Below are 23,014 nucleotides of genomic sequence, written 5' to 3' on the forward strand. Positions count from 1 at the left end.
AGCCTGCCGGTCAGACCTCTTCCGGGGCCTGGCCGGCTTCCCGCAGCGTGCCCGGCGCATGGCCAATGATGCGCTTAAAGGCCCGGCTAAACGCCGCCAGCGATCCGTAACCCAGCCGCAGGGCGACCGTTTCAATCGGCTGATTTTCGTGACGAATGTACTGAATCGCCAGCCGCATTCTCAGTTCGCTGAGATACTTTGCCGGGGTCGTCCCCGTCGCGGCCAGAAACCGTTCGGCAAACACGGAGCGTGAGGTGCCCGCTTCTTTCGCCAGATCCGCCACGCTCCAGTTCAGGCCAGGCTGCTGGTGCATGGCGTAAATGGCCCGGCTCAGGCGCGGATCGCGTAAAACCTGCACCCAGCCGGTGGCTTTACCGCAGCCGCCCTCAACCCAGCCGCGCACAATTAACGCCGCCACCACATCAGCCAGCCGGGCAAGGATCCCGGCGAACCCGGCCTGACGGGTCATGGATTCTCGCTCCATCGCCGCCAGTAGCGGATGAATTTCCGGCCAGGTGGACATCAGCCGGCTGACCATCATCACTTCCGGCATTGCTTTGATCAGCGGCTGCATCCCGCCGAGCTCAAAATCCATACACCCGCTAAAGATGATGGTGTTCTCGCTCTCCGGACAGGGCTCGCAGGTAATGGCGCACACCGAGCCGCAGATAGGTTCGCTCGGAAAAGCGTTCACCGGGGTAATGGCTGCCTGCGCGTCAGAGAGCAGGGCGTGGGCATTCCCGCCAGGAATAAACAGCGCGTCGCCGCCGCTCAGTTCGAAGGTCGCACCGCTCTCCATACGCAGCAGGGCGCTACCGTGGCTCACAAAATGGAACTGCGCCTTACCGGGCGCCTGGTGGAACGCCACGCCAAACGGCGCGCTGGCTTCAATCCGTCGGTATTTCACACCCGACAGGCGCATGCCGCGTAAGAGTTCGCTGATCAAATCGGGGGACTGAACGGTCATGGCGCAACTCCGGACGAATAATCAATAAGTGGAGATTATATGTCATAGATCGTCCACGGTGAACCCTCTATGCTTTTGCGACAGTTGTCACATTTTTATAACGGGAGAACAACAGATGAATTCATGTGTCGTGGCGAGAGAGGCCGTGGCGCCTGCCAGACCCGCCTGGCGGGCCGTCTATTCACTGGGGCTGGGCGTGTTTGGGTTGATAACGGCTGAGTTCCTGCCAGCCAGTTTGCTGACGCCGATGGCCGCGAGCCTGGGCGTCAGCGAGGGCATGGCCGGGCAGGCCGTCACCGCCACCGCGCTGGTGGCGCTTGTCACCGGGCTTCTGATTACGCCGGCGACCAAAAGTATCGACCGTCGCTGGGTACTGATGTTTTTCTCCGTGCTGCAAATCATCTCCAGCCTGCTGGTGGCCTTTGCGCCCACGCTGCACGTCCTGCTGATGGGGCGTCTGCTGTTAGGAGTCGCCATCGGTGGCTTCTGGGCGATGTCGACGGCCACCACGATGCGCCTGGTTCCGACGGATAAAGTACCGAAGGCGCTGGCGGTGATTTTCTCCAGCGTGTCGATTGCCACCGTGGTTGCTGCCCCGCTGGGGAGCTATCTGGGTAGCCTGATCGGCTGGCGCAACGTCTTTGTGCTCTGCATACTGCCGAGCGTACTGGCGCTGCTGTGGCAGATCTGGGTGCTGCCGTCCATGAAGCCCGAGAGCAGCGGTAGCCTCAGCACGCTGTTCCGCGTGCTGCGTCGACCGGGCATGATCGGCGGCATGCTGGCCACTATTCTGATCTTCAGCGGCCATTTCGCCTTCTTTACCTACCTGCGCCCGTTTCTGGAAACGGTGGGGCAGGCGAACGTTGAGACCATTTCACTGATCCTGCTGGGCTTTGGGCTGGCGAACTTTGTCGGTACTTCCGTTGCCGGACATCTGCTGGCACGTAATCTGCGCCTGACGCTGGCGCTGGTGCCGTTCGCCATGGGCATACTGGCGCTGACGATGGTGGCGTTTGGCCATCTGGCAATGCTGGACGGTTTCCTGGTGGCGCTGTGGGGCTTTGCGTTTGGTCTGGTTCCGGTGGGCTGGTCAACCTGGCTTGCCACCACCGTTCCGGATGAAGCCGAAAGTGCAGGGGGGCTGCTGGTGGCCTCAATCCAGCTGGCGATAAGCGCCGGTGCGGCCGGGGGCGGGGCGGTATTTGACCTTAACGGTGCCAGCGGCGTATTCGCCGGAAGCGGGTTCCTGCTGGTGACGGCGATGGTGATTGTGTTGATGGGCGTGAAAGTGAAAGCGGAATGATTTTTTGCCGGGTGAGCGTTCGCGCCACCCGGCTCCAGGCTTACAGCCCTTTCTTATCCATTAGCACCGCCAGATCCACCAGGCGGTTAGAGAAGCCCCACTCGTTGTCATACCACGCCAGGATCTTCACCATGTTCCCGCCAATCACCAGCGTGGAAAGCCCGTCGATAATGGAGGAGCGCGGGTCGCCCTGGTAGTCGCTGGAGACCAGCGGTTCATCGCTATAGCCCAGGATCCCTTTCAGAGGCCCGCTGGCGGCCGCGTTGCGGAACGCCTCATTCACCTCTTCGGCGGTTACGCTACGGCTGAGCGTTACCGTTAAATCCACAATCGACACCACCGGCACCGGCACGCGCAGGGAGTACCCGGTCAGCTTGCCGTCCAGGGAGGGGATCACTTTGCCCAGCGCTTTCGCCGCGCCGCTGGAGTAAGGCACAATCGACAGCGCCGCCGCGCGCGCGCCGCGCAGATCTTTTTCCGGCTGGTCGTGCAGCGCCTGGCTGTTGGTGTAGGCGTGCGTCGTGTTCATCAGACCATGCTCGATCCCGAACTGCTGATGCAGCACCTGAGCCGCCGGCGCCAGACCGTTAGTGGTACAGCTCCCGTTACTGACGACCACGTGCTGAGCCGGGTCGTAGCGATCGTGGTTCACTCCCATCACAACCGTCAGATCGTCATTCTTGCCGGGCGCGGAGATGATGACGCGCTTTGCGCCACCCTGCGTGACGTGCACCGCCGCTTTTTCCCGATCGGTAAAGAAGCCGGTGGCCTCAATTACCACGTCAACACCAACATCGCGCCACGGAATATTTGCCGGATCGCGTTCGCTAAACACCACAATCCGCTGACCGTCCACCTGCAGCGCGCCGTCAGCCGCTTCAACGGGCGCGGGCAGTTTGCCCAGAAGGGAATCATGTTTCAGCAGGTGGGCGAGGGTTTTACTGTCCGTCAGATCGTTAATGGCCACAATCTGAAGATCCGGGTTACCCAGCGCCGCGCGTAGGAAATTACGTCCGATACGGCCGAAACCGTTAATACCGACCTTAACCATGGTGCACTCCTTATCTCTGTTGTCTGGAGTCACTGTAGGCGCGGGGCCGGTTGGCGTAAACGACAAAAAAGGATCAGATTACGCCATCTTGCGGCAGTGGAAGCGCTGGCGGTACTCGCCTGGCGTGAGGTGGAGCTGTTTCTCAAACACGCGGCGCAGGTTAATGCTGGTGCCAAACCCGCTTTGCTCGGCAACCCGCTCAAGGGGATCATGGGTCTGCTCAAGCAGCTGTCGGGCGGCGGCCAGGCGCGCTTCCGTCACGTAACGGGCAGGCGAGACGCCCGCGTCGCGGGTAAAAACCCGGGTGAAATTGCGCGGGCTCATCGCCACCTTTTCGGCCAAATTTTCCACGCACAGGTCGGCGGTGAGGTTCTGCAGGATCCAGGTTTGAAGTTCGCTGATAGGCCCCGATGCGCCAGACTGCTGCAGGCTATAGCGGCTGAACTGCAGCTGTCCGCCGGGGCGACGCAGATACATCACCATATCCTGCGCCACGTCGCGGGCGAGGGTAAATCCGTAGTCGTCTTCCACCAGCGCCAGGGTCAGATCGAACCCGGAACTCACGCCGCCGGAGGTCCAGATGGGGCCATCCTGAATATACAGCGGGCCGCCTTCGACGTGGATAGCCGGGTACTGGGCTTGCATCGTCTCCAGCAGCCGCCAGTGGGTGGTTGCGCGGCGGCCGTCCAGCAAGCCGGTCTGGGCAAGCAGCATCGCGCCCCCGCAAATGGAGGCGACCCGCCGGGCGTGCGGGGCAGCGAGGTGCAGCCAGTCCACCACCGCCGTGCTCTCCTGCTCGTTGATCCCGCGTCCGGTGATGATAATGGTGTCCAGCGGTTCGCGCGGATCCAGCTCCGGCAGACGATAGTCCGCCAGCAGGTTCAGGCCAGACTGGCCGTGGATCACCTGGTGGGGCTGCGTGGTGGCAATGATGATACGGTAGCGGGGCTGGGTAAGCCCTTCCGGATGCAGCCGGTTGGCCTGCATCAGAATGTCGGCGATACCGGCGGCCTCAAACAGCATGCCGCCGTCAGGTACGATAATTAATATTTTCTTCATGTCCTGAAAAGTACATTTACCACAGAATAAGTCAAGCCGGGCGTGACCCTGTGTTTCCGGCAAAGCAAAGCGATTTAAGTTCTTTGTCATTTCAGGCGTTATCCCCGATCGTCAGAGTATTGTCTCTGGCGAAACGGCATCTGAAGGAATGAGTAAACGAAGCTCCCTCTATTTACATCCGCAGCAGCGCAATCACATCCACCGACTTGCATCTGGGGTTCTGTGGCGAAGTGAACTCCCTACGTGGCTGCTGATCGTCATTATCTATACCGGCTGGTTTTCCACCCTAACATTCTGGCAAACGCTCGGCCTGCTTCCCGCCACGCTGCTGCTTATCTGGTTTACCGCCTGGTACATGTCCCTGCAGCACGAGCTGATCCACGGGCATCCCACCCGTTTTGCCTGGCTTAACCAGCTGTTCGGCACGCTCCCGCTGGCGGTCTGGTATCCGTACGGCCTGTACCGGGATTCCCATCTGGCCCATCACCGTCACGATAGCCTGACCTTTCCGGCGGATGACCCGGAGTCGTATTATTTCACCGAGGCGAGCTGGGCGCGCTTTTCCCCGTGGCAGAAGCGCCTGATCCGGGCCCGGAATACCTTTGCCGGGCGGCTTCTGCTGGCGCCGCTGCTGGATATCCTTCAGACGCTGGGCAGCGCCGGGGCGGCGTTTCGTCATTTTCACCTGCGGGCGATGGCGATGTGGCTGGTTCACGCTCTGCTGCTGGCGGCACTTTTCGCGTGGATGGTGCATCACGACTTTTCACCCGTCTGGTTTGTGCTGGCGGTAAGCTATCCGGCGCTGGCGCTGACCAAAGTCCGCTCGTTCTACGAACATCGGGCGGCGGACGATCCGCTCGCGCGCTCGGTCATTAACGAGGCCGGGCTAGTCTGGCGGGTGCTGTTTTTGAATCTCAACTACCATTCTATTCACCACGATTTACCGGGCGTTCCCTGGTACGGGTTGCCGACGATCTACCGGCAAAACCGGGAGGCGTACCGGCTGCGTAACCACGGCTTTGTGGTCCGGGGCTACGGTGAATGGCTACGCCAGTTCTGGACCCGGCCAGTGGAGGTCACCGTCCATCCCGGAAAACAACAGGAGGAGAGGTATGAGTAACCTGCTGGCGTTTCCCATGTACGCCGTGGATCGCGGCGATACCCGCGCGCTCTGGCTGGCGGTGCAGCATCTGCTGGCCGCGCGTGGCGTGCCCGTCGGTGGTGCTCCCGGCTGGCCGGAGTCTGACCTGCTGGCCCACTGGCAGCAGCCTGAGCTTATCCTCAGCCAGACATGCGGCTACCCGCTGGTGACGCAGCTCCCGGAGGTACAGGTGGTGGGCTGTTTTCACTACACCGCCGCGGGCTGCGAAGGGAGCCAGTACCGCAGTTTTCTGGTAGCGCGCGCGGAGGAAAGGCATCTCACGCTGGCGGATTTTCGCGGACGTCGGGCGGTTTGTAATTCGGAAGACTCGCAGTCCGGCTATAACGCGCTGCGCAAAAAGGTGGCTCCCCTGATTGTTGACGGGCCATTTTTTTCACAAACGTCCTTCAGCGGCAGCCACCGTCAGTCGCTGATTGACGTGCAGCGCGGGAAGAGCGATATCGCCGCCATAGACTGCGTGACCTGGGCGCTGCTGGAGCGTCATGAGCCGGAACGGCTTGCGGGGCTGGCGGCGTTCGATCGAACGCCGCTGACGCCAGGGCTGCCATTAATCACGTCGCGACGCACGTCCCCCGAAACGCTCAGCGCCATTCGCGATGCGCTGCGCGAGCTGGTGAGTGCGCCGGAATACCGGGAGGTCTGCGCCGCGGTGCTGATCGGCGGTTTCAGCGTGGTGACGCGCCAGGCTTACGCCTCCTTGCCCGCATGATAAATCGCCTGCGCGTCGGTAAAACAGCGCAGCGCCAGCGAAGAGACGGGTTTCTGCCTGCGCATAATCAGGCCGATGGGAGCCTCAATGTTCGCGTCGGCGATGGGGATAATCCTGAAAGTGCCGTTCAGGGCTTCCAGCCCGTTATTCAGCGGCATCACGGCGCAGCATACGCCGCTCTGAACTGCCTGAATGATCTGGAACGTGGAGTCGCTCTCAAAAACGGCCGTCGGTTCGATGCCAGCAGCTTTAAAGCTGGCCTCCATATGCGCCCGGTAGTGCATCCCTTTGGTCAGGAACCCCAGCGGAAAATCCGTCAGGTCGTGCCAGGTCAGCGTCTCCGGGGTAAGCTGGAAATGACGGGTGTCGTGCAGCAGGCCCATTTTCGTTTCTGGCAACCGGATAATGTCAAACAGGCTGGTGTCGATGCTGTTCAGGTAGCAAATCCCCAGCTCAAGCTGATTGCGGCTGACGCCGTCGGCAATCTGCGCCGAAGACATAGAATAGAGGCTGTAGGTCAGATCCGGGTACTTTTGCGTAAGCAGGCGGATAAAGATCATCGGATCCACGCTCGCCAGCGGCACCATCCCCAGACGTACTTCTCCCACCACCTGGCCTTTACACAGCGCGGCTTCCGCCTGCAATCCGTCGTGTGCGGCAAGAAGCGCGCGCGCCCATGCTAGGATGCGCTCTCCCTCCGGCGTAAACCCTTCAAAACGCTGCCCGCGCACGATCAGCACCAGCCCCAGCTCCTCTTCGAGGCTGCGGATGCGCATGGAGAGGGTCGGCTGGGTGATGTTGCACCGCAATGCCGCTTTACCAAAGTGGCGGGTCTCGTCGAGCGCGAGTAAATATTTTAACTGTTTTATGTCCATCACTCTTCTCTGCGCGTAAAGCCTTACAGCATGCGGATCTCTTTCGAGCGCAGGGTAATGCGAACCGGAACCGATTTATACGACGGCGTACCGCTGTCCTTATCAAGATAATCGAGCGGCACCAGCACGTTGGCCTCCGGGTAATACGCGCCGACGGAGCCCGGGGCGATGTTGTACGCCACCACCGTAATATCTTCCAGACGCTGCGCGCTGCCGGGGAGGGCGGTTTCGATATCCACGCGATCGCCGTGTTCCAGCCCTGACTGCGCCATATCTTCTTCGTTCATAAACAGCACGTCGCGGCGGCCAAATACGCCACGGTAGCGATCGTCCAGGGCGTAAATGGTGGTGTTGTACTGATCGTGGCTGCGCAGCGTGATCAGGCGCAGCACATGCTCGCCTTCACCGCTGGCGTTTTCCTGTACGCCGTCGAAAACCGAGAACATCGCTTTGCCCGTTGCGGTCGGCCAGATACGCTGTGTCGGAGGCAGCGGCATGCGGAAGCCGCCGGGAACACGGATCCGCGCATTGTAGTTCTCAAAGCCCGGAATGGTCTGCTCGATCAAATCGCGGATGCGGTCGTAATCCTCGACCAGCGTCAGCCAGTCCACGCGTGTTTCCGGCAGGGTAGCCTTTGCGAGGCCAGCGACTATGGCAGGCTCCGAACGGAGCAACGGCGAGGCGGGTTTCAGCTTGCCGGAGGAAGCATGCACCATCGACATAGAGTCTTCGACGGTGATGGACTGACGGCCGGTGGCCTGCATATCCAGCTCCGTGCGGCCGAGGCACGGGAAAATAAAGGTCTCTTTACCCACCAGCAGATGGGTACGGTTCAGCTTGGTCCCGACGTGCACGCTCAGATCCAGGTTACCCATCGCCGGGAAACCGTTCTCGTGGTCGGGCATCGCGACGGCAAAGTTACCGCCGAGGCAAATGAGCGCTTTTGCGCGACCGTCGATCATGGCCCGCGTCGCCTGCACCGCATCGTGTCCGTGACGGGAAGGGGGCTCAAAGCCAAACACCTCTTTCAGGCGGATCAGGAAGGCCGGGGCAGGCTTCTCGCTAATCCCGACGGTCCGGTTCCCCTGAACGTTAGAGTGGCCGCGCAGGGGGCAGATCCCCGCGCCGGGCTTGCCGATGTTCCCGCGCAGAAGCAGCAGGTCAGCAATCAGGCGGACGTTCGCCGTGCCTTTATTGTGCTGGGTAATCCCCATTCCGTAAGTAATGATGGTGGCGTTTGATTTGGCATAGGCCTCGGCCACCTTTTTGAGCGCCGCCTGGCTGAGCCCCGACTCGCGCTCAATGTCGTCCCAGCGGGTCTGCGCGATATCGGCGGCAAAATCTTCAATACCCCGGGTGTGTTCTGCAATAAACGCGCGGTCAAGCACGTCACCGCGTTCGGCCTCCATCTCCAGAAGGTGTTTAGCAATGCCTTTCAGCGCGGCGGCATCGCCCCCGGCCTTCACCTGGAAGTAGGTCGAGGCGATGTCCGTAGAGCTATAGGTTGCCATTTCAATCACGCTTTGCGGGTCGGCAAAACGTTCGAGGGCGCGCTCGCGCAGCGGGTTGAAAACGATAATCGGCACATTGCGACGCGCCAGCTCGTGCAGGGTACCCATCATTCGCGGATGGTTGGTGCCGGGGTTGTGACCGATGGAGATCACCAGCTCAGTCTTGTCGAAATCGTCCAGCGAGACGGTGCCTTTCCCAATTCCGATGGAGCGCGGCAAGCCGACGCTGGTGGCCTCGTGACACATATTCGAGCAGTCCGGGAAATTATTGGTGCCGTACTCGCGGGCGAACAGCTGGAACAGATACGCCGCTTCGTTAGAGGCGCGCCCGGAAGTATAGAACTCGACCTGGTCCGGTTCGAGCCCGCGCAATATTTCCCCGATGCGTTGAAACGCCTCGTCCCAGTCGACGGGCCGGAAGGTATCGCTGGCCCGATCATAGCGCAGGGGATGCGTCAGACGACCATAACCTTCCAGCTCAAAGTCTGATTTAGCCAGTAGCGAGGAGACGCTATTTTCCGCCAGAAAATCGGGCGTCACGCGCTTACTGGTCGCTTCCCAGGTTACCGCTTTCGCGCCGTTCTCGCAGAACTGGAATGTCGACTTGTGCTCTTTATCGGGCCACGCGCAGCCGGGGCAGTCAAAACCGTCCGGCTGGTTGGTACGCAGCAGCGTCGCGGGAGCGTCCAGGGTATCCATTTGGGTACGAACTGCAATGGCCGTCGCCTTCAACGCGCCCCAGCCGCCGGCAGGACCATCGTAGTGTCTGATACCGGGAACTGAGCGTCTTTTCGTGTTCATACTGACTCCTGACGTGTTTGGTCGCGCAACGGCTGGGTAATAAGCAAAAGCAATGACTGGCGGAGATGGAAATCCACGCGGTCGAGTTACGGCTCTTGCCTGTAATTATCTTTATAACAATGAGTTAAAAGTGTTGGCATGCAACTATTTAAAGAAATTATAACGAAATTTTATCATTTTAATAATAAATTGTATCTATCATCCGGTAGGCAGGATAGATAGCGTCGAGAGAGAAAGTATGTAGCGAAGGTAAAATTTCGAATGAAAGAGACGGTCGCTCAAAAGTGGAAACATGGCGGCTGACAGGCACTGTAGCTACGTCGGTATTCGAAATAGTGACGAGAAGGTTTACTCAGGCTTAATGATTAATGGAAATATATAATCACTTACAGGGTTATTATCACAACATGAAATATAAGTTATTTTGAGTCGTGAAATTAAAGGCGCAGTCAATAAGTTAAATAGTGATGGTGTCGTCAGGTGATGCGGCAATATTAAACATACCCTGTTAGTGCAACAAATAATTCATCGTCGATATCTTCTTCTGATATCACCAAAACGACATTTCTACTAATTATGGTAGTGGCGATAATAGCATTATTGCGTTAATGAAATCCGTTCTCTTTTGAATTTTGTGCTTTAATAACAGTGTGTTATATCATTAGCTGGTGTTGAAATAAGTAGATCCAGGCCATGTCGGGTTTTTTTATCAGATTATTCCTATAATGTTTTGGCTGCTTCAATTACCACCACTTACGCTGCGGTAAATATTGAATTGAAGCAAAGCTCATGTAAACTTGTTTACCGTTTGTCAAAATATGTCAGGAAGACGCTGGGCCTTATTCTGAAGGGCTCGTGCGGTAGCTATGCCTTTAAATTAGTAACGCCCCGAAATTATCCTGACTATTTTAACAATAGCACCTAAGTCAAATTTCATCCCCTTATCTCCATCATCAAAATATCGCTACGGAAAAGCATATGAAAATGCGCGTACTGTTTTCACTTCTGTTTGTAATGGCGGTGGCGGGCTGTAAAGCGCCACAGAAACCGGCAATCACCGACGACACGATCGTGACCAGCCAGGTCAACGGTGTCACCCTGACCCACCGTCACGCCGTGGTGCCGCCAACGGAATTCGCCCAGCTCAACGAGCCTTATCGTGCCATGTACCCGGCCTCCCTGATGAGCCGTCCTGATTTTGGCGGAAAGGTTATCCGTACGCTGGAAACCGGAAAAACCTATGTAGTGCTGGGGCAGGTTGAACACTACTGGATGGCGCTCGCCGATGAGGGGAACGACCAGCTGATTGGCTACGTCCCGATGCGTGCCGTTATCAAAGCCGACCAGTACGAAGCCACCGTCCGCAAACAGGCCATTCGTCCTAAGGTGCGTAAAAAAGCGACCTGCGTCGATGTGGATGGCAACAGCAAAGCCTGCAAAGACAGCGCTAACGGTACCTGGATCCTGAACTAAACGGCTTTCGTGGGCGTATTTTTATGAATAATAAAAAGTTTCATAGGCTGTGGTTAGTCTTTTACGCGGCGATTTTCGCCCTTGTCAGTGGTTGTACGTCGTCTTCACACAGCGACCCTTCCCGCTACAATCTGCAGTTTCAGGCTCATCCACAAATCAATGATTCTGCGCCACTTAAAGTCCGGGTGCTGTTGTTGAAATCCGATGCGGATTTTATGTCCAGCGACTTCTATTCCCTGCAGAACAACGCGTCAGCAACGCTTGGCGCGAATCTGCTGAACAGCGACGTTTTCTTCCTGATGCCGGGACAGCTGTCCAAAACCCTCAGCGGTCAGAGCGATCCTGAGGCGCGTTATATCGGCGTGATGGCGGAATATCAGAAGCTGGACGGTAAAAAATGGCGCGTTTCACTCCCGCTGCCTGTGCCAGGCGAAAATCATATCTACCAGTTCTGGAAATGGTCCGCGGATGAACTCCAGGCCAACGTTTTTCTCGACGTAAACGGCATTCGGGTCATCAGCCAGTAACGCGCTTCACAACAGGAAACACATCATCATGACCAAAGCAGAAAAGGTCGTCTGGACCGAAGGCATGTTCCTGCGTCCACACCATTTTCAGCGGACTGAAAGTTATCTGCTCAACCATGTTCGTGAGTGGGGTGCGCTGCAGCGTTCCTATCTCTGGGGCTTTCTCGACGTAGAACTGGACGAAGCGATGCTTCGCCAGGGCTGCATTGCCCTGAGCTACTGCAGCGGGTTACTGCCGGACGGCACCTTTTTCCAGGTCCGCAACGGACGCAATGGTCCCGCGCCGCTAAAAATTCCTGACAATCTCACCAACGAAAAGGTGGTGCTCGCGCTGCCGGTTCGTCGTGGCGAGCGGGAAGAGGTGATTTTCAGCGAAGAGCCTGCCTCACTGGCCCGCTTCGTCGCGTTTGAGCAGGAGGTGGAGGACGATAACGCCATGTCGGTGGGTGATGCCACCGTCCAGTTTGGCCGCCTGCGCCTGACGCTGATGCTGGAAAAAGACCTCACGGCAGAATGGACATCCATCGGCGTGGCGTTTGTGACTGAAAAACGCAACGACAACCACGTGCGGCTGGATAACAGCTACATCCCGCCGATGCTGAACGCCAATAACAGCCCGCAGATCTACAGCATGATCAACGATCTGCACGGTTTGCTGGTGCAGCGCAGCCAGCAGATTGGCGGCCGCCTGCGTCAGCCTGGCCGCTTTAACACCTCTGAACTGATTGAATTTACGCTGCTTTCGCTCGTGAACCGTCATCTGGGCGAGGTTTCACATTTAAAAACGCTGCCGCTGCTGCACCCGGAAACGCTCTGGCGCAGCTGGCTGCCGTTTGCCACCGAGCTCACGACCTGGACGTCGCAGCGCACCACCGAGAGCGTGCTGCCGATCTACGATCACGACGATCTGGCGAACTGCTTCAGCAAGCTGATGCTGATGCTGCGCCAGGGGCTGTCGCTGGTGATGGAAGACCACGCCATTCAGCTGCCGCTTAACGAGCGCTCGCATGGCCTGAACATCGCCACCGTTCCTGAAACCAGCATGGTGCGCGAATTTGGCTTCGTGCTGGCGGTGAAAGCCAACGTGCCGGGCGAACACCTGCAAACCCACTTCCCGGCGCAGATGAAAATTGCCCCGGTCTCGAAAATTCGCGATCTGGTTCAGCTGCAGCTGCCGGGCATTATGCTGCGCGCCATGCCGGTCGCGCCGCCGCAGATCCCGTGGCATGCCGGCTACAGCTACTTTGAGCTGGAGAAGGGCAGCGAGCTGTGGCACGAGATGGATAAGTCCGGCGCATTCGCCCTGCACCTTGCAGGGGAGTTCCCGGGGCTGGATATGGAGTTTTGGGCCATCCGTAGCCCGACAGAATAATAAAGCGAGCGCTTAATATGCAGGAACGACAGGATAGCGGCAGTGATGCCGCGTTTACCGGAGCCAGTAGCAACAATCAGCTGGTGGCGGCCGCCAATCCGCTGCTCAACGCGATTCCGCAGATCCGTCATTCGGTATCACATGATGATCAGGTGGCGTTACGCCAGCGCCTGATCGATGAGATTCGCCGTTTTGAAGTCCGCTGTCAGCAGGCGGGGCTGCCCTACGAAGTGATCGTCGGGGCGCGCTACTGCCTGTGCACGGCGCTGGACGAGGCCGCCGCGCTGACTCCCTGGGGCAGCAGCGGCGTTTGGTCCAGCAATGGCCTGCTGGTGACGTTCCATAACGAAACCTGGGGCGGCGAAAAGTTCTTCCAGCTGCTGGCGCGCCTGTCGCAGAACCCGCGCGAGCATATCCTGCTGCTGGAGATGATCAACTACTGCCTGCTGCTCGGCTTCGAGGGGCGCTATCGGGTGCTGGACAATGGCCGCACCCAGCTTGAAACCATCAAGCAGCGGCTGTGGCAAATGATCCGCGGCGTGCGCGGTAGCTATCCGCCGCCGCTTTCTCCCCATCCGGAAGATCGTCCGGTGCTGCGCAAGCTCTGGCGGCCGATGGTTCCCCTGTGGGCCTGCGTAGCGCTGGCCGGGTTTATCGCCTGTCTGTTTTACATCGTGCTTAACTGGCGCCTTGGCGACAACACCAACCCGGTGCTGGCGAAGATTTATCAGTCCCAGCTGCCGGAAACCACCATCCAGCAGCCGGCGCGTCAGCTGCCCGCGGTGCTTAACCTGCGCGGCTTCCTGAAGCCTGAAATTGAGGCGGGCCTGGTGGCGGTAAAAGACCAGGCAGATCGCAGCGTCGTGATCCTGAAGGGCGATGGGCTGTTTGCCTCTGCCTCGACCGTCGTGCGCGACCGCTATGAACCGGTCATCAACCGCATTGCGCAGGCGATGAACAACGTCAGCGGCAAAATTCTGGTGGTGGGCTACAGCGATAACGTGCCGATCCGCAGTGCGCGCTTTGCCTCTAACTACGAGCTCTCACTGGAACGCGCGCGCTCCGTACAGAAAATGCTGCAGGGAAGCCTCTCTCAGCCTGGCCGCGTGAAGGCGGAAGGGCGGGGCGAGATTAACCCGGTGGCGCCGAACACGACGCCGGAAAACCGCGCCCGTAACCGCCGTGTGGAAATTACTCTGCTGGTGTCGCCTGAAAACACCCAGGCCGAGCTGAACGGATTGCCGCAAGGAAACTAAGGATGCTGACTACACTTCTTTCCATTCTGACCAACCGCATTCTGTGGAGCTTCCTCGGCGTAACGGCGCTGGCGGCGGTGATCTGGATGATTGGCCCGCTGTTGTCCATCGTGGACACCCGACCGCTCGAATCCGAACAGAACCGCATCATCAGTATCGCCGTGGTCTACCTGCTGTGGGCGCAGGGCCATATTCTGCCGCGCCTTTATAACGCCTGGCTGAACCGCAAGCTGATGGACAAGCTCAACGAGAACACTACCAGCCCGGAGGCGGCGGATCCGCAGCAGCGCCTGAACAGTGAGGAGCAGATCCTCGCCAGCCGTTTTGATGAAGCCGCGCAGATGCTTAAAAAAGCGCACTTCAGCAAAGCGGGCCAGGGCGCCCAGTGGACCCAGCGCTTCAGCACGCAATATCTCTATCAACTGCCGTGGTACGTCATTATCGGCGCGCCGGGCTCCGGTAAAACCACGGCGCTGGTGAACTCCGGGCTGCAGTTCCCGCTGGCCGACCGTTTTGGTAAGACCGCGCTGCGCGGTATTGGCGGCACGCGCAACTGCGACTGGTGGTTCACCAACGAGGCCGTGCTGCTGGACACCGCGGGTCGCTATACCACCCAGGAGAGCGAGCAGGCGCAGGATGCCGGTGAGTGGCTGCAGTTCATGGGGCTACTGCGCAAGTACCGTCGCCGCCAGCCGATCAACGGCGTCATCGTCACGATCAGCATTTCGGACCTGCTGACCCAGTCTGCCGAGGCGTCCCGCCAGCAGGCGGTGAACCTGCGCCAGCGCCTGTCCGAGCTGCATGAACAGCTGGGTATCCGCTTCCCGGTGTACGTGATGGTGACCAAGGCCGACCTGCTTAAAGGCTTCCGCGCCTGGTTTGCCGACTACGATAAAGCGCAGCGCGACCAGATCTGGGGCTTCACGCTGCCGTGGGAGCAGACCAAACACGCCGATTACGACCTGATGGGCAACTTCCAGCAGGAATTTTCTCTGTTACAGCAGCGTCTTGATGCCGGGCTGCCGGAAACCATGCTCAAAGAGCATGACGCGAAAACCCGCGCCGAAGCGTATCTCTTCCCGCAGGAGTTCGCCGCGCTGCGTCCGCTGCTGGCGGACTACCTGAGCACGGTCTTTGCGCGCTCCAACTTCGAAACTGAGTTCTCCACGCGCGGGATCTACTTCGCCAGCGGGACGCAGGAAGGCATGCCGTTTGACCGCGTAATGGGCGAACTGAACCGCGCGCTCTCCCTGCCGGAAGGGGCAGAGCGCGATAACTGGGATTCGGTCAGTAAAGAAGCCCCAATCCCGGGCGCGAAGGGCCAGAGTTTCTTCATCAAGAACCTGCTGCAAAACGTTATTTTCCAGGAAGCCGGGATCGCCGGGGAAAACCGCTGGTGGGAACTGCGCAACCGGGCGGTGATCTGGTCCGGCTACGTGGCGCTGCTGGCCCTACTGGCGATCCTCGGCGGGCTGTGGCTGACCAGCTATGCTAAAAACAAGGCCTATCTGGAAGAGGTGGATGCGAAGGTGCCGCTGCTGGATCAGCAGAGCAAAGCGTTGCAGAACCAGCCGCAGCGTGACCTGTTCGATCTGCTGCCGTTGCTGAATGGCCTGGTGGACCTGCCGAAAAGCGATGCGTTTGATGTCAACGATCCGCCGGTCTCCCGCCGCATGGGGCTTTACCGTGGGGATGACGTCAGCGATGCTTCGCAGTCCCTGTACCAGAAGGCGCTGGATCAGCTGCTGTTGCCCGCCGTTGCTATGCACATCACCACCTGGCTGCGCAACGACAACGGCAGCGACGTGGAGTACAGCTACGAGGCGCTGAAAGCCTATCAGATGCTCTATCAGCCGAAGCACTACGACGGCAAATTCCTGCACTCCTGGGTGATGCTCAACCTGCAGCGCAACCTGCCGCAAAACGTCACGAAGGCGCAGCTGCAGCAGCTCGAATGGCACCTCACCCAGCTGCTGGAGCCGAAAATTCAGGCCTCGCCGTACGCGCAGGACGAATCCCTGGTGGCGCGTGAAAGAGCGCTGATCAACCAGCAGCCGCTTTCAACCCGCGTCTACGGTCGCCTGAAGCGCCTGCTGGAACATGACGACAACCTCAAACCGGTCTCCCTTTCCGACCTGGGCGGGCCACAGAGCGAGCTGGTGTTTTCCCGCAAAAGCGGTAAGCCGGTGAGCGAAGGGGTGCCGGGTCTTTATACGCCGGACGGTTACTGGAAAAGCTTTAACAGCCAGATTGACAGCGTAACGACCGCTCTGCATGAAGACGACGCCTGGGTGCTGGGCGCCGCGACCGCGCAGGAAGATAAACAGCAGATCGATAACGCCGTACGCCAGCTCTACATGCGCGACTTTATCGCGAACTGGGATCGCTTTCTCGCCGACATCCAGCTTAACAACAGCGCCGATCTCTCCCAGCGCATCAACACTGCGCGCCTGCTCTCTGGCGCAAACTCGCCCCTGCGCCGTCTGGTGCAGAACCTGAGCCAGGTGCTGACGCTCTCCCGAGATACCCCGGCACCGGAAGATGCCGATAAAGCGCAGGCGCAGAGCAACCGCGCCACCCGCACGCTGGAAGCGCTGTTCAGCAATAATGACAATGCCCCGACGCAGGCCGCCGCGATTACTCAGGCGCCGGAGCAGCTGGTGACGGACCACTACGCGCCGATGATTGAGCTGGCCCAGCCGCTGGAAAAGGGTGGCAAGACCATCGTCTTTGATGATTTTCTTAAGCAGGTGGATGAGCTTTATCGTTACCTGACCGCCGTGCAGGACGCCGCCAACAGCGGTATGCCGGCACCGGGCGGCGAGGCGATCAGCCGTCTGCAGGCCAGCGCCGGTCGACTGCCGGGCGGATTGCAAACCATGTTCAGCAACATGGCGGTGGGGGCCAGCAGCGATACCCAGCGCCGCGATCTGGAAAACGTGCGTAAGCGGATCAACGTTGAAGTCGGCGGTTTCTGCCGTCAGGCGATCGCCGGTCGCTACCCGCTAGTGCGCAGCGCCAGCACTGAGGTCACTCCGGACGATCTCGCCCGCATGTTCGCGCCGGGCACCGGGCTGATGGATACCTTCTTTCGCGATAACCTGACCAGCAAAGTGGATACGACGCAGGCAAACTGGCGCTTTATGCCGGGTATCGACGGTAAAACCCTGCCGGGCAGCGAAGGGCTGCTGAGACCGTTCCAGCAGGCCCAGTCGATTCGCGACGCCTTCTTTGCTAACGGCGCAACCACGCCGTCTTTCAAGGTGACGGTTCGCACCGTTCGAATGGATAACACCATTCTGAACCTGACGCTGGATGTCGACGGCCAGCTGCTGCGTTACAGCCACGGTCCGCAGGCGGTGCAGATCATGAACTGGCCGGGGCCGGGCGGCACCAACCAGGTCCGTATGCAGCTGGGTCTGGCTAACGGCAGCACCGCGACGCTTGTGACCAACGGCTCCTGGGCGCTCAACCGCTTTTTTGACAAAGCGAGCACCAGCCCGGGCGCGGGAAGCCTGAGCCGTCAGGCCACCTTCAACGTCGACGGACATCAGGTCACGCTGGAGTTTGCGCCAAACAGCATCCGCAACCCGTTCCAGCTTCCCCGTTTTTCATGCCCATAACCGCAAGGACAGCCGTATGACGAATACCCCTGCGATGAACCGCTACAGCTGGTATGGCAAATTACCCAGCGCCGGAGATTTCCTGCAGCGTCGCTTTCCTGACACCTTACAGCGCCAGTGGTCGCACTGGTTTCAGGTTGGCCTGCTGGCCTGGCAGCAGGAAGAGCAGCGCAGCGGCGAGCGCCAGTTCACCAAAGCTCCGGTCTGGAATTTCGTCGTCCCGCCGATGCTGGGCAGCCAGATGATCCAGATGGGCTGCCTGCTGCCCGGCCGCGACAGCGTTGGCCGACAGTACCCGGTCTGCATTCAGCTGAGTTTCGCCCCGTCAGAGTGGTCGACCAGCCTGCTCAGCCAGGCGGAGAGCTGGTATCAGCAAATTGGTCGTCTGGGGCTGCACGCGGTGCGTAACAGCTTTTCCGCCTCGCAGCTGGATGAGATGCTGATGTCCATTCCGGCGCCGCAGCCCGTCGGGCCACAGAAGCGCTCTGACATCCTCGACGTCATTGGTTACGACGAGGACGGCCAAAGCACGCTGGGCTGGCCGCAGGCGGCAGAGTGCTTTGACCCGCTGCGTCAGACCAGCTACTGGTGGACTAACCGCTGCGACGGTTACCCGCTATACACCCACGTTCACAGCGGCAACTTCACCGGGCAGCTTTTTACCCTGCTGTTCGACCCGGCAGGGGGCGCCCGCCCGGGGCGTCACGGTCTCTATCCGCCTATGTTTGAATAAGCAGGGATCTCATGAATATCGAAGAATTTCTCGCGCCAATAAGTCCCGACAAGCCCTGTGGCGACAATCTGGAATATGACGCTGATTTCCAGGCGATGAACCAGGCCAGTCAGGGCAAAGCGGAACAGCAGTTTGGCGACACCATCATCCCGGCAGAGCCTGCGGACTGGAACACGGTAGAAAAATTCGCTACCAGCCTGCTGAGCCGCACCAAAGATCTTCGCGTGATGCTGGCGTTAACCCACGCCTGGACCCGCCGTCGCGGTCTTGCAGGCTACGCCGACGGACTGTTGCTGGTGCAGGAAGCTATCGCGCGCTACTGGGAGCCGCTCTATCCGCTGCTGGAAGAGTATGGCGAAACCGACCCGTTCTATCGCATTAACGCTCTGGCAGGGCTGAGCGATAAATCCGAGCTCACCGTCGCGGTACGTAACGCCTCGCTGCTGCGTTCAAACGGCGATGAAATTTCGCTGCGTGACGCCCAGGCGCTGCTGGACGGCAGTAAAACCGAATGTCCAGACTATCCCGGCGGCCGTCCAAGACTGATTGACGAACTGGCCCGCGGCGACCAGCCGGGGACCACAGCGGTCATTGTGATTAACGAACGACTGCTGGCCATCCGCGAGCTGCTCACCGGGCATCTCGGTGAAAGCGGCGTACCGGAAATGGAACAGCTGTTGAAAACCGTGGGGCTGGTCGCCAGCGCGTGTCAGGTGACCGACATCAGCAAGCTGCTGCCGAACCGTGAAGCGCAGGCTGAACAGCACGCTGAGCCGCAGCCTGCGGCAGCGCAGCCCGTTCAGCCAGTCACCGACTGGCGCAGCGTGCAGGTTACCAGCCGCGCCGACGCGCAGCTAATGCTGGAAAAAGCGAAGCAGTATTTCGCGCAGTACGAACCGAGCCACCCCGCGCCGCTGATGATTGAACGGGTGCAGCGGCTGTCAGAACTTAACTTTATGGACATTATTCGCGACCTGGCGCCAGACGGCGTTAACCAACTGGAAAACATCTTTGGACGCCGCGAATGACGCGTCCTGGCATTATGACGACAGGCATGGAGTCTGCCGTTTCACCTTCACCGCGCATCTTTGATGGAGAACATCATGGCAATGAGTAACAGTGGACAGAAATTCATCGCACGCAACCGTGCTCCCCGCGTGCAGATCGAATACGACGTAGAGATCTACGGTGCAGAACGCAAAATTCAGCTGCCGTTTGTGATGGGCGTTATGGCCGATCTGGTTGGCAAGCCGGTGGAAAACCTGCCAGCCGTCGACGAGCGTAAATTCCTGGAAATCGACATCGATAACTTCGATGAACGCATGAAGGCACTGAAGCCGCGCGTGGCGTTCCAGGTTGATAACACCCTGACCGGCGAAGGTAAGCTCAACGTCGATCTGACCTTCGACAGCATGGACGACTTCCTGCCGGACGCGGTGGCCCGCAAAGTCGAGCCGCTGAACAAGCTGCTGGAGGCGCGCACGCAGCTCTCTAACCTGCTGACCTACATGGACGGCAAAAACGGTGCGGAAGAGCTGATCGCAAAAATCCTTCAGGATCCGACGCTGCTCAAATCCCTGAGCCAGATGCCAAAAAATGACGAAAGTGCGAAAGGTAGCGAGGAATAATCGATGAGCAACCAGACTCAACAACACGATCAGCAGGCGGGTCAGGCGTTCAGCCAGGATGAGTTCAGCGCGCTGCTGAACAAAGAGTTCCGCCCGAAAACCGATCAGGCGCGTTCCGCCGTGGAGAGTGCGGTCAAGACCCTGGCGCAGCAGGCGCTGGAAAATACCGTCACCTTCTCGAACGACACCTACCGCACCATTCAGAACCTGATTGCCGGTATCGACGAGCAGCTCTCCCAGCAGGTGAACCAGATCATTCACCACGAAGAGTTTCAGAAGCTGGAGAGCGCCTGGCGCGGCCTGAGCTACCTGGTCAACAATACCGAAACTGACGAGATGCTGAAGATCCGCTTTATGAGCATCTCCAAGCAGGAGCTGGGCCGCACCCTGAAACGTTACAAGGGCGTGGGCTGGGACCAGAGCCCGATCTTCAAGAAAATCTACGAGCAGGAGTACGGTCAGTTCGGCGGCGAGCCGTTTGGCTGCATCGTCGGCGACTATTACTTCGACCACAGCCCGCAGGACGTTGAGCTGCTGGGGGAAATGGCGCGCATTGGCTCTGCGGCGCACTGTCCGTTCATTACCGGTACCGCGCCGGGCGTGATGCAGATGGAGTCCTGGCAGGAGCTGGCTAACCCGCGCGATCTGACCAAGATCTTCCAGAACACCGAATACGCCGCCTGGCGTTCACTGCGTGAATCCGAAGACGCCCGCTATCTGGGGCTGGTGATGCCGCGCTTCCTGTCGCGCCTGCCGTACGGCATTCGCACTAACCCGGTGGACAGCTTTGACTTTGAAGAGCAGACCGACGGCGCAAACCACAACAGCTACTCGTGGGCGAACGCGGCCTATGCGATGGCCGCCAACATCAACCGTTCCTTCAAAGAGTACGGCTGGTGCACCTCGATTCGCGGCGTGGAGTCCGGCGGGGCGGTGGAAAACCTGCCGTGCCATACCTTCCCGAGCGATGACGGCGGCGTGGACATGAAGTGCCCGACCGAGATCGCCATCAGCGATCGTCGCGAAGCCGAGCTGGCAAAAAACGGCTTTATGCCGCTGGTACACCGCAAAAACTCCGACTTTGCCGCCTTCATCGGCGCGCAGTCCCTGCAAAAACCGGCGGAGTACCACGATCCGGATGCGACCGCCAACGCGCGCCTGGCATCACGCCTGCCGTACCTGTTCGCCTGCTGCCGCTTTGCCCACTACCTGAAGTGCATCGTGCGCGACAAAATCGGCTCCTTCCGCGAGCGCGAAGAGATGGAGCGCTGGCTGAACGACTGGGTGATGAACTACGTCGACGGTGACCCGGCTAACTCCTCCCAGGAGACCAAGTCCCGCAAACCGCTGGCGGCTGCGGAAGTTCAGGTGCAGGAGATTGAAGACAACCCGGGCTACTACGCCGCGAAGTTCTTCCTGCGTCCACACTACCAGCTGGAAGGTCTGACCGTTTCTCTGCGTCTGGTTTCTAAACTGCCGTCGCTGAAGACGAAAGACGCGTGATGACGATTGCCGGCCCGCAGGGGCCGGCAGCTTTACTGTTAATTCGAGATAGCTAATGAATTTACCTTTAAAAACGATAACAAGAAAATTCATCAGCTATTTAATCAGTTATACATTGCTCATTATTTCATTCGTGCTATTTGTGACAGTATCTGGCTACTATTTCTTTATATTTAACTGGCCGGACGATGTCCGGCAAATCGTAATGCATGGATCCTTATGTACTGGACTTAATGCATTAGCGATAGGTATATACGTTGTTGCAGAGAAGCGGAAAGAGAAATGTTAGTTCCTCATGCTGGTCAGTGTGTTACTGAGTATATAGAAAAGGATATCAGATGAAATATTTGGGTTATCTCCTCGTGTTTATGACTTCTTATGTAAATGCCGGAAATAGCTATCCTGATTTTTATCATAAGCAAACATACCGGCAGGTTTTAAAAGATTTAGTTCTGGCGCGCTGCCTTGCGCAGGTGGCAGATAAAGGCAGTAAGTTTTCTGCTGATGCGGCTCGCAGTGCGAGTGCATTCATTGAATGGATTCCTTTTGATGCCGAAAATGGCACGGATAAAGTGAATGTCCTCATTGGGAAATATATAAATCAAATTAACGGATTTCATTCAGAGCGAAAACCCGATGTCAAAGGCGTAACCTTAAACTGTTTACGACTTTATCACAGCGACGAACTTAACGAACTTGCACCTCAGTTAATCATCGGAAATCCTGACCGCACCTGGTTACAGGATAATCCACAAGAGTAAAAGACTTCACATTCTTTCCTTTCATTCAGGGGGAATGTAAGACTGTCAAATGACATGGGTCGTTTGATATGAGGCAGAGGTAAAATATGGACGGTTTTATTCAGCCCCATGCTTTCCTGTTTGCCATATAAGGGCTTTTTCGAAAGCAATATTGTTCATCCACGAAGAGTAGATATTATGGCTATTGATATGTTTCTGAAGGTCGAGGGTGTTACGGGCGAATCTAAAGATTCTAACCACACCGGCTGGACTGATATTACCTCCTTCTCCTGGGGCGCTTCCCAGCCAGGTAATATGAGCGTTGGCGGTGGCGGCGGTGCCGGTAAAGTTAACTTTAACGACCTGCACGTTAACGCGCTGATCGACAAATCCACCACCGCTATCCTGAAACACTGCGCCAGCGGTAAACACCTGACTAAGGTTGAGCTGTCCGTCTGTAAAGCGGGCGGTCAGCAGGTGGAATACTCCCGCATTACGCTGGAAGATGTGCTGGTGACTTCCGTTCAGTACACCGGTGCAGACAACGGCGACACCGTGGGTGTGACCTATGCATTCCAGGCTGCGAAAGTGAAACAGCAGTACTGGGAGCAGACCACGTCGGGTGGTAAAGGTGCTGAAAGCAGCGCTGGCTGGAACATCAAAGAAAACAAAGAAGCGTAATTGCGCATATGGCCGGGGAGATATCCCCGGTCATTATTCG

General features: G+C 58.4%; 19 protein-coding genes. 14 read left to right on the forward strand and 5 right to left on the reverse strand.

Annotated elements, in window-relative coordinates; genetic code table 11:
* Nucleotides 1-10 precede the first annotated feature (10 nt).
* Entirely contained in the window at nucleotides 11-967 is a 957-nt protein-coding gene (locus tag IM313_RS16570; RefSeq protein WP_028013503.1) for an AraC family transcriptional regulator, read from the reverse strand.
* Nucleotides 968-1,082: 115 nt separating this feature from the next.
* Here IM313_RS16570 and IM313_RS16575 point away from each other — a divergent pair, with 115 nt between their 5' ends.
* Entirely contained in the window at nucleotides 1,083-2,270 is a 1,188-nt protein-coding gene (locus IM313_RS16575) for an MFS transporter (protein ID WP_045260284.1), read from the forward strand.
* Nucleotides 2,271-2,310: 40 nt separating this feature from the next.
* Here IM313_RS16575 and gap read toward each other — a convergent pair whose 3' ends face one another.
* Nucleotides 2,311-3,321, reverse strand: coding sequence for a type I glyceraldehyde-3-phosphate dehydrogenase (gene gap, locus IM313_RS16580; protein ID WP_049138809.1), 1,011 nt, complete (start codon nucleotides 3,319-3,321; stop codon nucleotides 2,311-2,313).
* Nucleotides 3,322-3,399: 78 nt separating this feature from the next.
* A complete protein-coding gene (locus IM313_RS16585) occupies nucleotides 3,400-4,380 on the reverse strand; it encodes a GlxA family transcriptional regulator (protein ID WP_192971773.1) in 981 nt (326 codons plus the stop codon).
* 148 nt (nucleotides 4,381-4,528) lie between these two features.
* Between IM313_RS16585 and IM313_RS16590 the strand changes: the two genes are divergently transcribed.
* On the forward strand, nucleotides 4,529-5,500 hold the full coding sequence (locus tag IM313_RS16590) for a fatty acid desaturase (RefSeq protein WP_192971774.1): 972 nt from the start codon (nucleotides 4,529-4,531) through the stop codon (nucleotides 5,498-5,500).
* Nucleotides 5,493-6,251, forward strand: a complete 759-nt coding sequence (locus IM313_RS16595; protein ID WP_049138804.1) for a phosphate/phosphite/phosphonate ABC transporter substrate-binding protein — start codon at nucleotides 5,493-5,495, stop codon at nucleotides 6,249-6,251. Before IM313_RS16590 ends, IM313_RS16595 begins: the two co-directional genes overlap by 8 nt.
* Here the strand turns inward: IM313_RS16595 and IM313_RS16600 are convergent.
* Entirely contained in the window at nucleotides 6,230-7,126 is an 897-nt protein-coding gene (locus IM313_RS16600) for a LysR family transcriptional regulator (protein ID WP_192971776.1), read from the reverse strand. The two genes, IM313_RS16595 and IM313_RS16600, sit on opposite strands and share 22 nt — an antisense overlap.
* Before the next feature lie 23 nt (nucleotides 7,127-7,149).
* Nucleotides 7,150-9,438: an FdhF/YdeP family oxidoreductase gene (locus tag IM313_RS16605; protein WP_192971777.1), complete on the reverse strand. Its 2,289-nt coding sequence runs from the start codon at nucleotides 9,436-9,438 to the stop codon at nucleotides 7,150-7,152.
* A 978-nt stretch (nucleotides 9,439-10,416) separates the two neighbouring features.
* On the opposite strand from IM313_RS16605, the gene IM313_RS16610 reads away from it, so the two are divergent.
* The 11 genes from IM313_RS16610 (at nucleotide 10,417) to IM313_RS16660 (ending at nucleotide 22,974) form a co-directional block, all read left to right on the forward strand.
* Nucleotides 10,417-10,911: a hypothetical protein gene (locus tag IM313_RS16610; RefSeq protein ID WP_048960692.1), complete on the forward strand. Its 495-nt coding sequence runs from the start codon at nucleotides 10,417-10,419 to the stop codon at nucleotides 10,909-10,911.
* Between the two features lie 23 nt (nucleotides 10,912-10,934).
* Nucleotides 10,935-11,438: a type VI secretion system lipoprotein TssJ gene (tssJ, locus tag IM313_RS16615; RefSeq protein ID WP_028013495.1), complete on the forward strand. Its 504-nt coding sequence runs from the start codon at nucleotides 10,935-10,937 to the stop codon at nucleotides 11,436-11,438.
* A 28-nt stretch (nucleotides 11,439-11,466) separates the two neighbouring features.
* A complete protein-coding gene (tssK, locus tag IM313_RS16620) occupies nucleotides 11,467-12,810 on the forward strand; it encodes a type VI secretion system baseplate subunit TssK (protein ID WP_041909533.1) in 1,344 nt (447 codons plus the stop codon).
* A gap of 17 nt (nucleotides 12,811-12,827) precedes the next feature.
* Nucleotides 12,828-14,066, forward strand: a complete 1,239-nt coding sequence (locus tag IM313_RS16625; protein ID WP_028013493.1) for a DotU family type VI secretion system protein — start codon at nucleotides 12,828-12,830, stop codon at nucleotides 14,064-14,066.
* Nucleotides 14,067-14,068: 2 nt separating this feature from the next.
* The gene (tssM, locus tag IM313_RS16630) at nucleotides 14,069-17,689 is read left to right on the forward strand and encodes a type VI secretion system membrane subunit TssM (RefSeq protein WP_192971778.1); all 3,621 of its coding nucleotides are present in this window, start codon (nucleotides 14,069-14,071) and stop codon (nucleotides 17,687-17,689) included.
* Between the two features lie 16 nt (nucleotides 17,690-17,705).
* A complete protein-coding gene (gene tagF, locus IM313_RS16635) occupies nucleotides 17,706-18,422 on the forward strand; it encodes a type VI secretion system-associated protein TagF (RefSeq protein WP_192971779.1) in 717 nt (238 codons plus the stop codon).
* Nucleotides 18,423-18,433: 11 nt separating this feature from the next.
* Complete coding sequence (gene tssA, locus IM313_RS16640; RefSeq protein ID WP_192971780.1) at nucleotides 18,434-19,450, forward strand: type VI secretion system protein TssA; 1,017 nt, start codon at nucleotides 18,434-18,436, stop codon at nucleotides 19,448-19,450.
* 75 nt (nucleotides 19,451-19,525) lie between these two features.
* The gene (tssB, locus tag IM313_RS16645; RefSeq protein ID WP_022648413.1) at nucleotides 19,526-20,050 is read left to right on the forward strand and encodes a type VI secretion system contractile sheath small subunit; all 525 of its coding nucleotides are present in this window, start codon (nucleotides 19,526-19,528) and stop codon (nucleotides 20,048-20,050) included.
* 3 nt (nucleotides 20,051-20,053) lie between these two features.
* Complete coding sequence (tssC, locus tag IM313_RS16650; RefSeq protein WP_006810956.1) at nucleotides 20,054-21,553, forward strand: type VI secretion system contractile sheath large subunit; 1,500 nt, start codon at nucleotides 20,054-20,056, stop codon at nucleotides 21,551-21,553.
* Nucleotides 21,554-21,891: 338 nt separating this feature from the next.
* Nucleotides 21,892-22,314, forward strand: coding sequence for a T6SS amidase immunity protein Tai4 family protein (locus IM313_RS16655; protein ID WP_048998701.1), 423 nt, complete (start codon nucleotides 21,892-21,894; stop codon nucleotides 22,312-22,314).
* Nucleotides 22,315-22,491: 177 nt separating this feature from the next.
* Nucleotides 22,492-22,974, forward strand: coding sequence for a type VI secretion system tube protein Hcp (locus IM313_RS16660; RefSeq protein ID WP_008502640.1), 483 nt, complete (start codon nucleotides 22,492-22,494; stop codon nucleotides 22,972-22,974).
* The last annotated feature ends 40 nt before the right edge of the window (nucleotides 22,975-23,014 follow it).

It is taken from the genome of Enterobacter cloacae complex sp. P2B, assembly GCF_014895985.1.
Lineage (GTDB): Bacteria > Pseudomonadota > Gammaproteobacteria > Enterobacterales > Enterobacteriaceae > Enterobacter > Enterobacter bugandensis.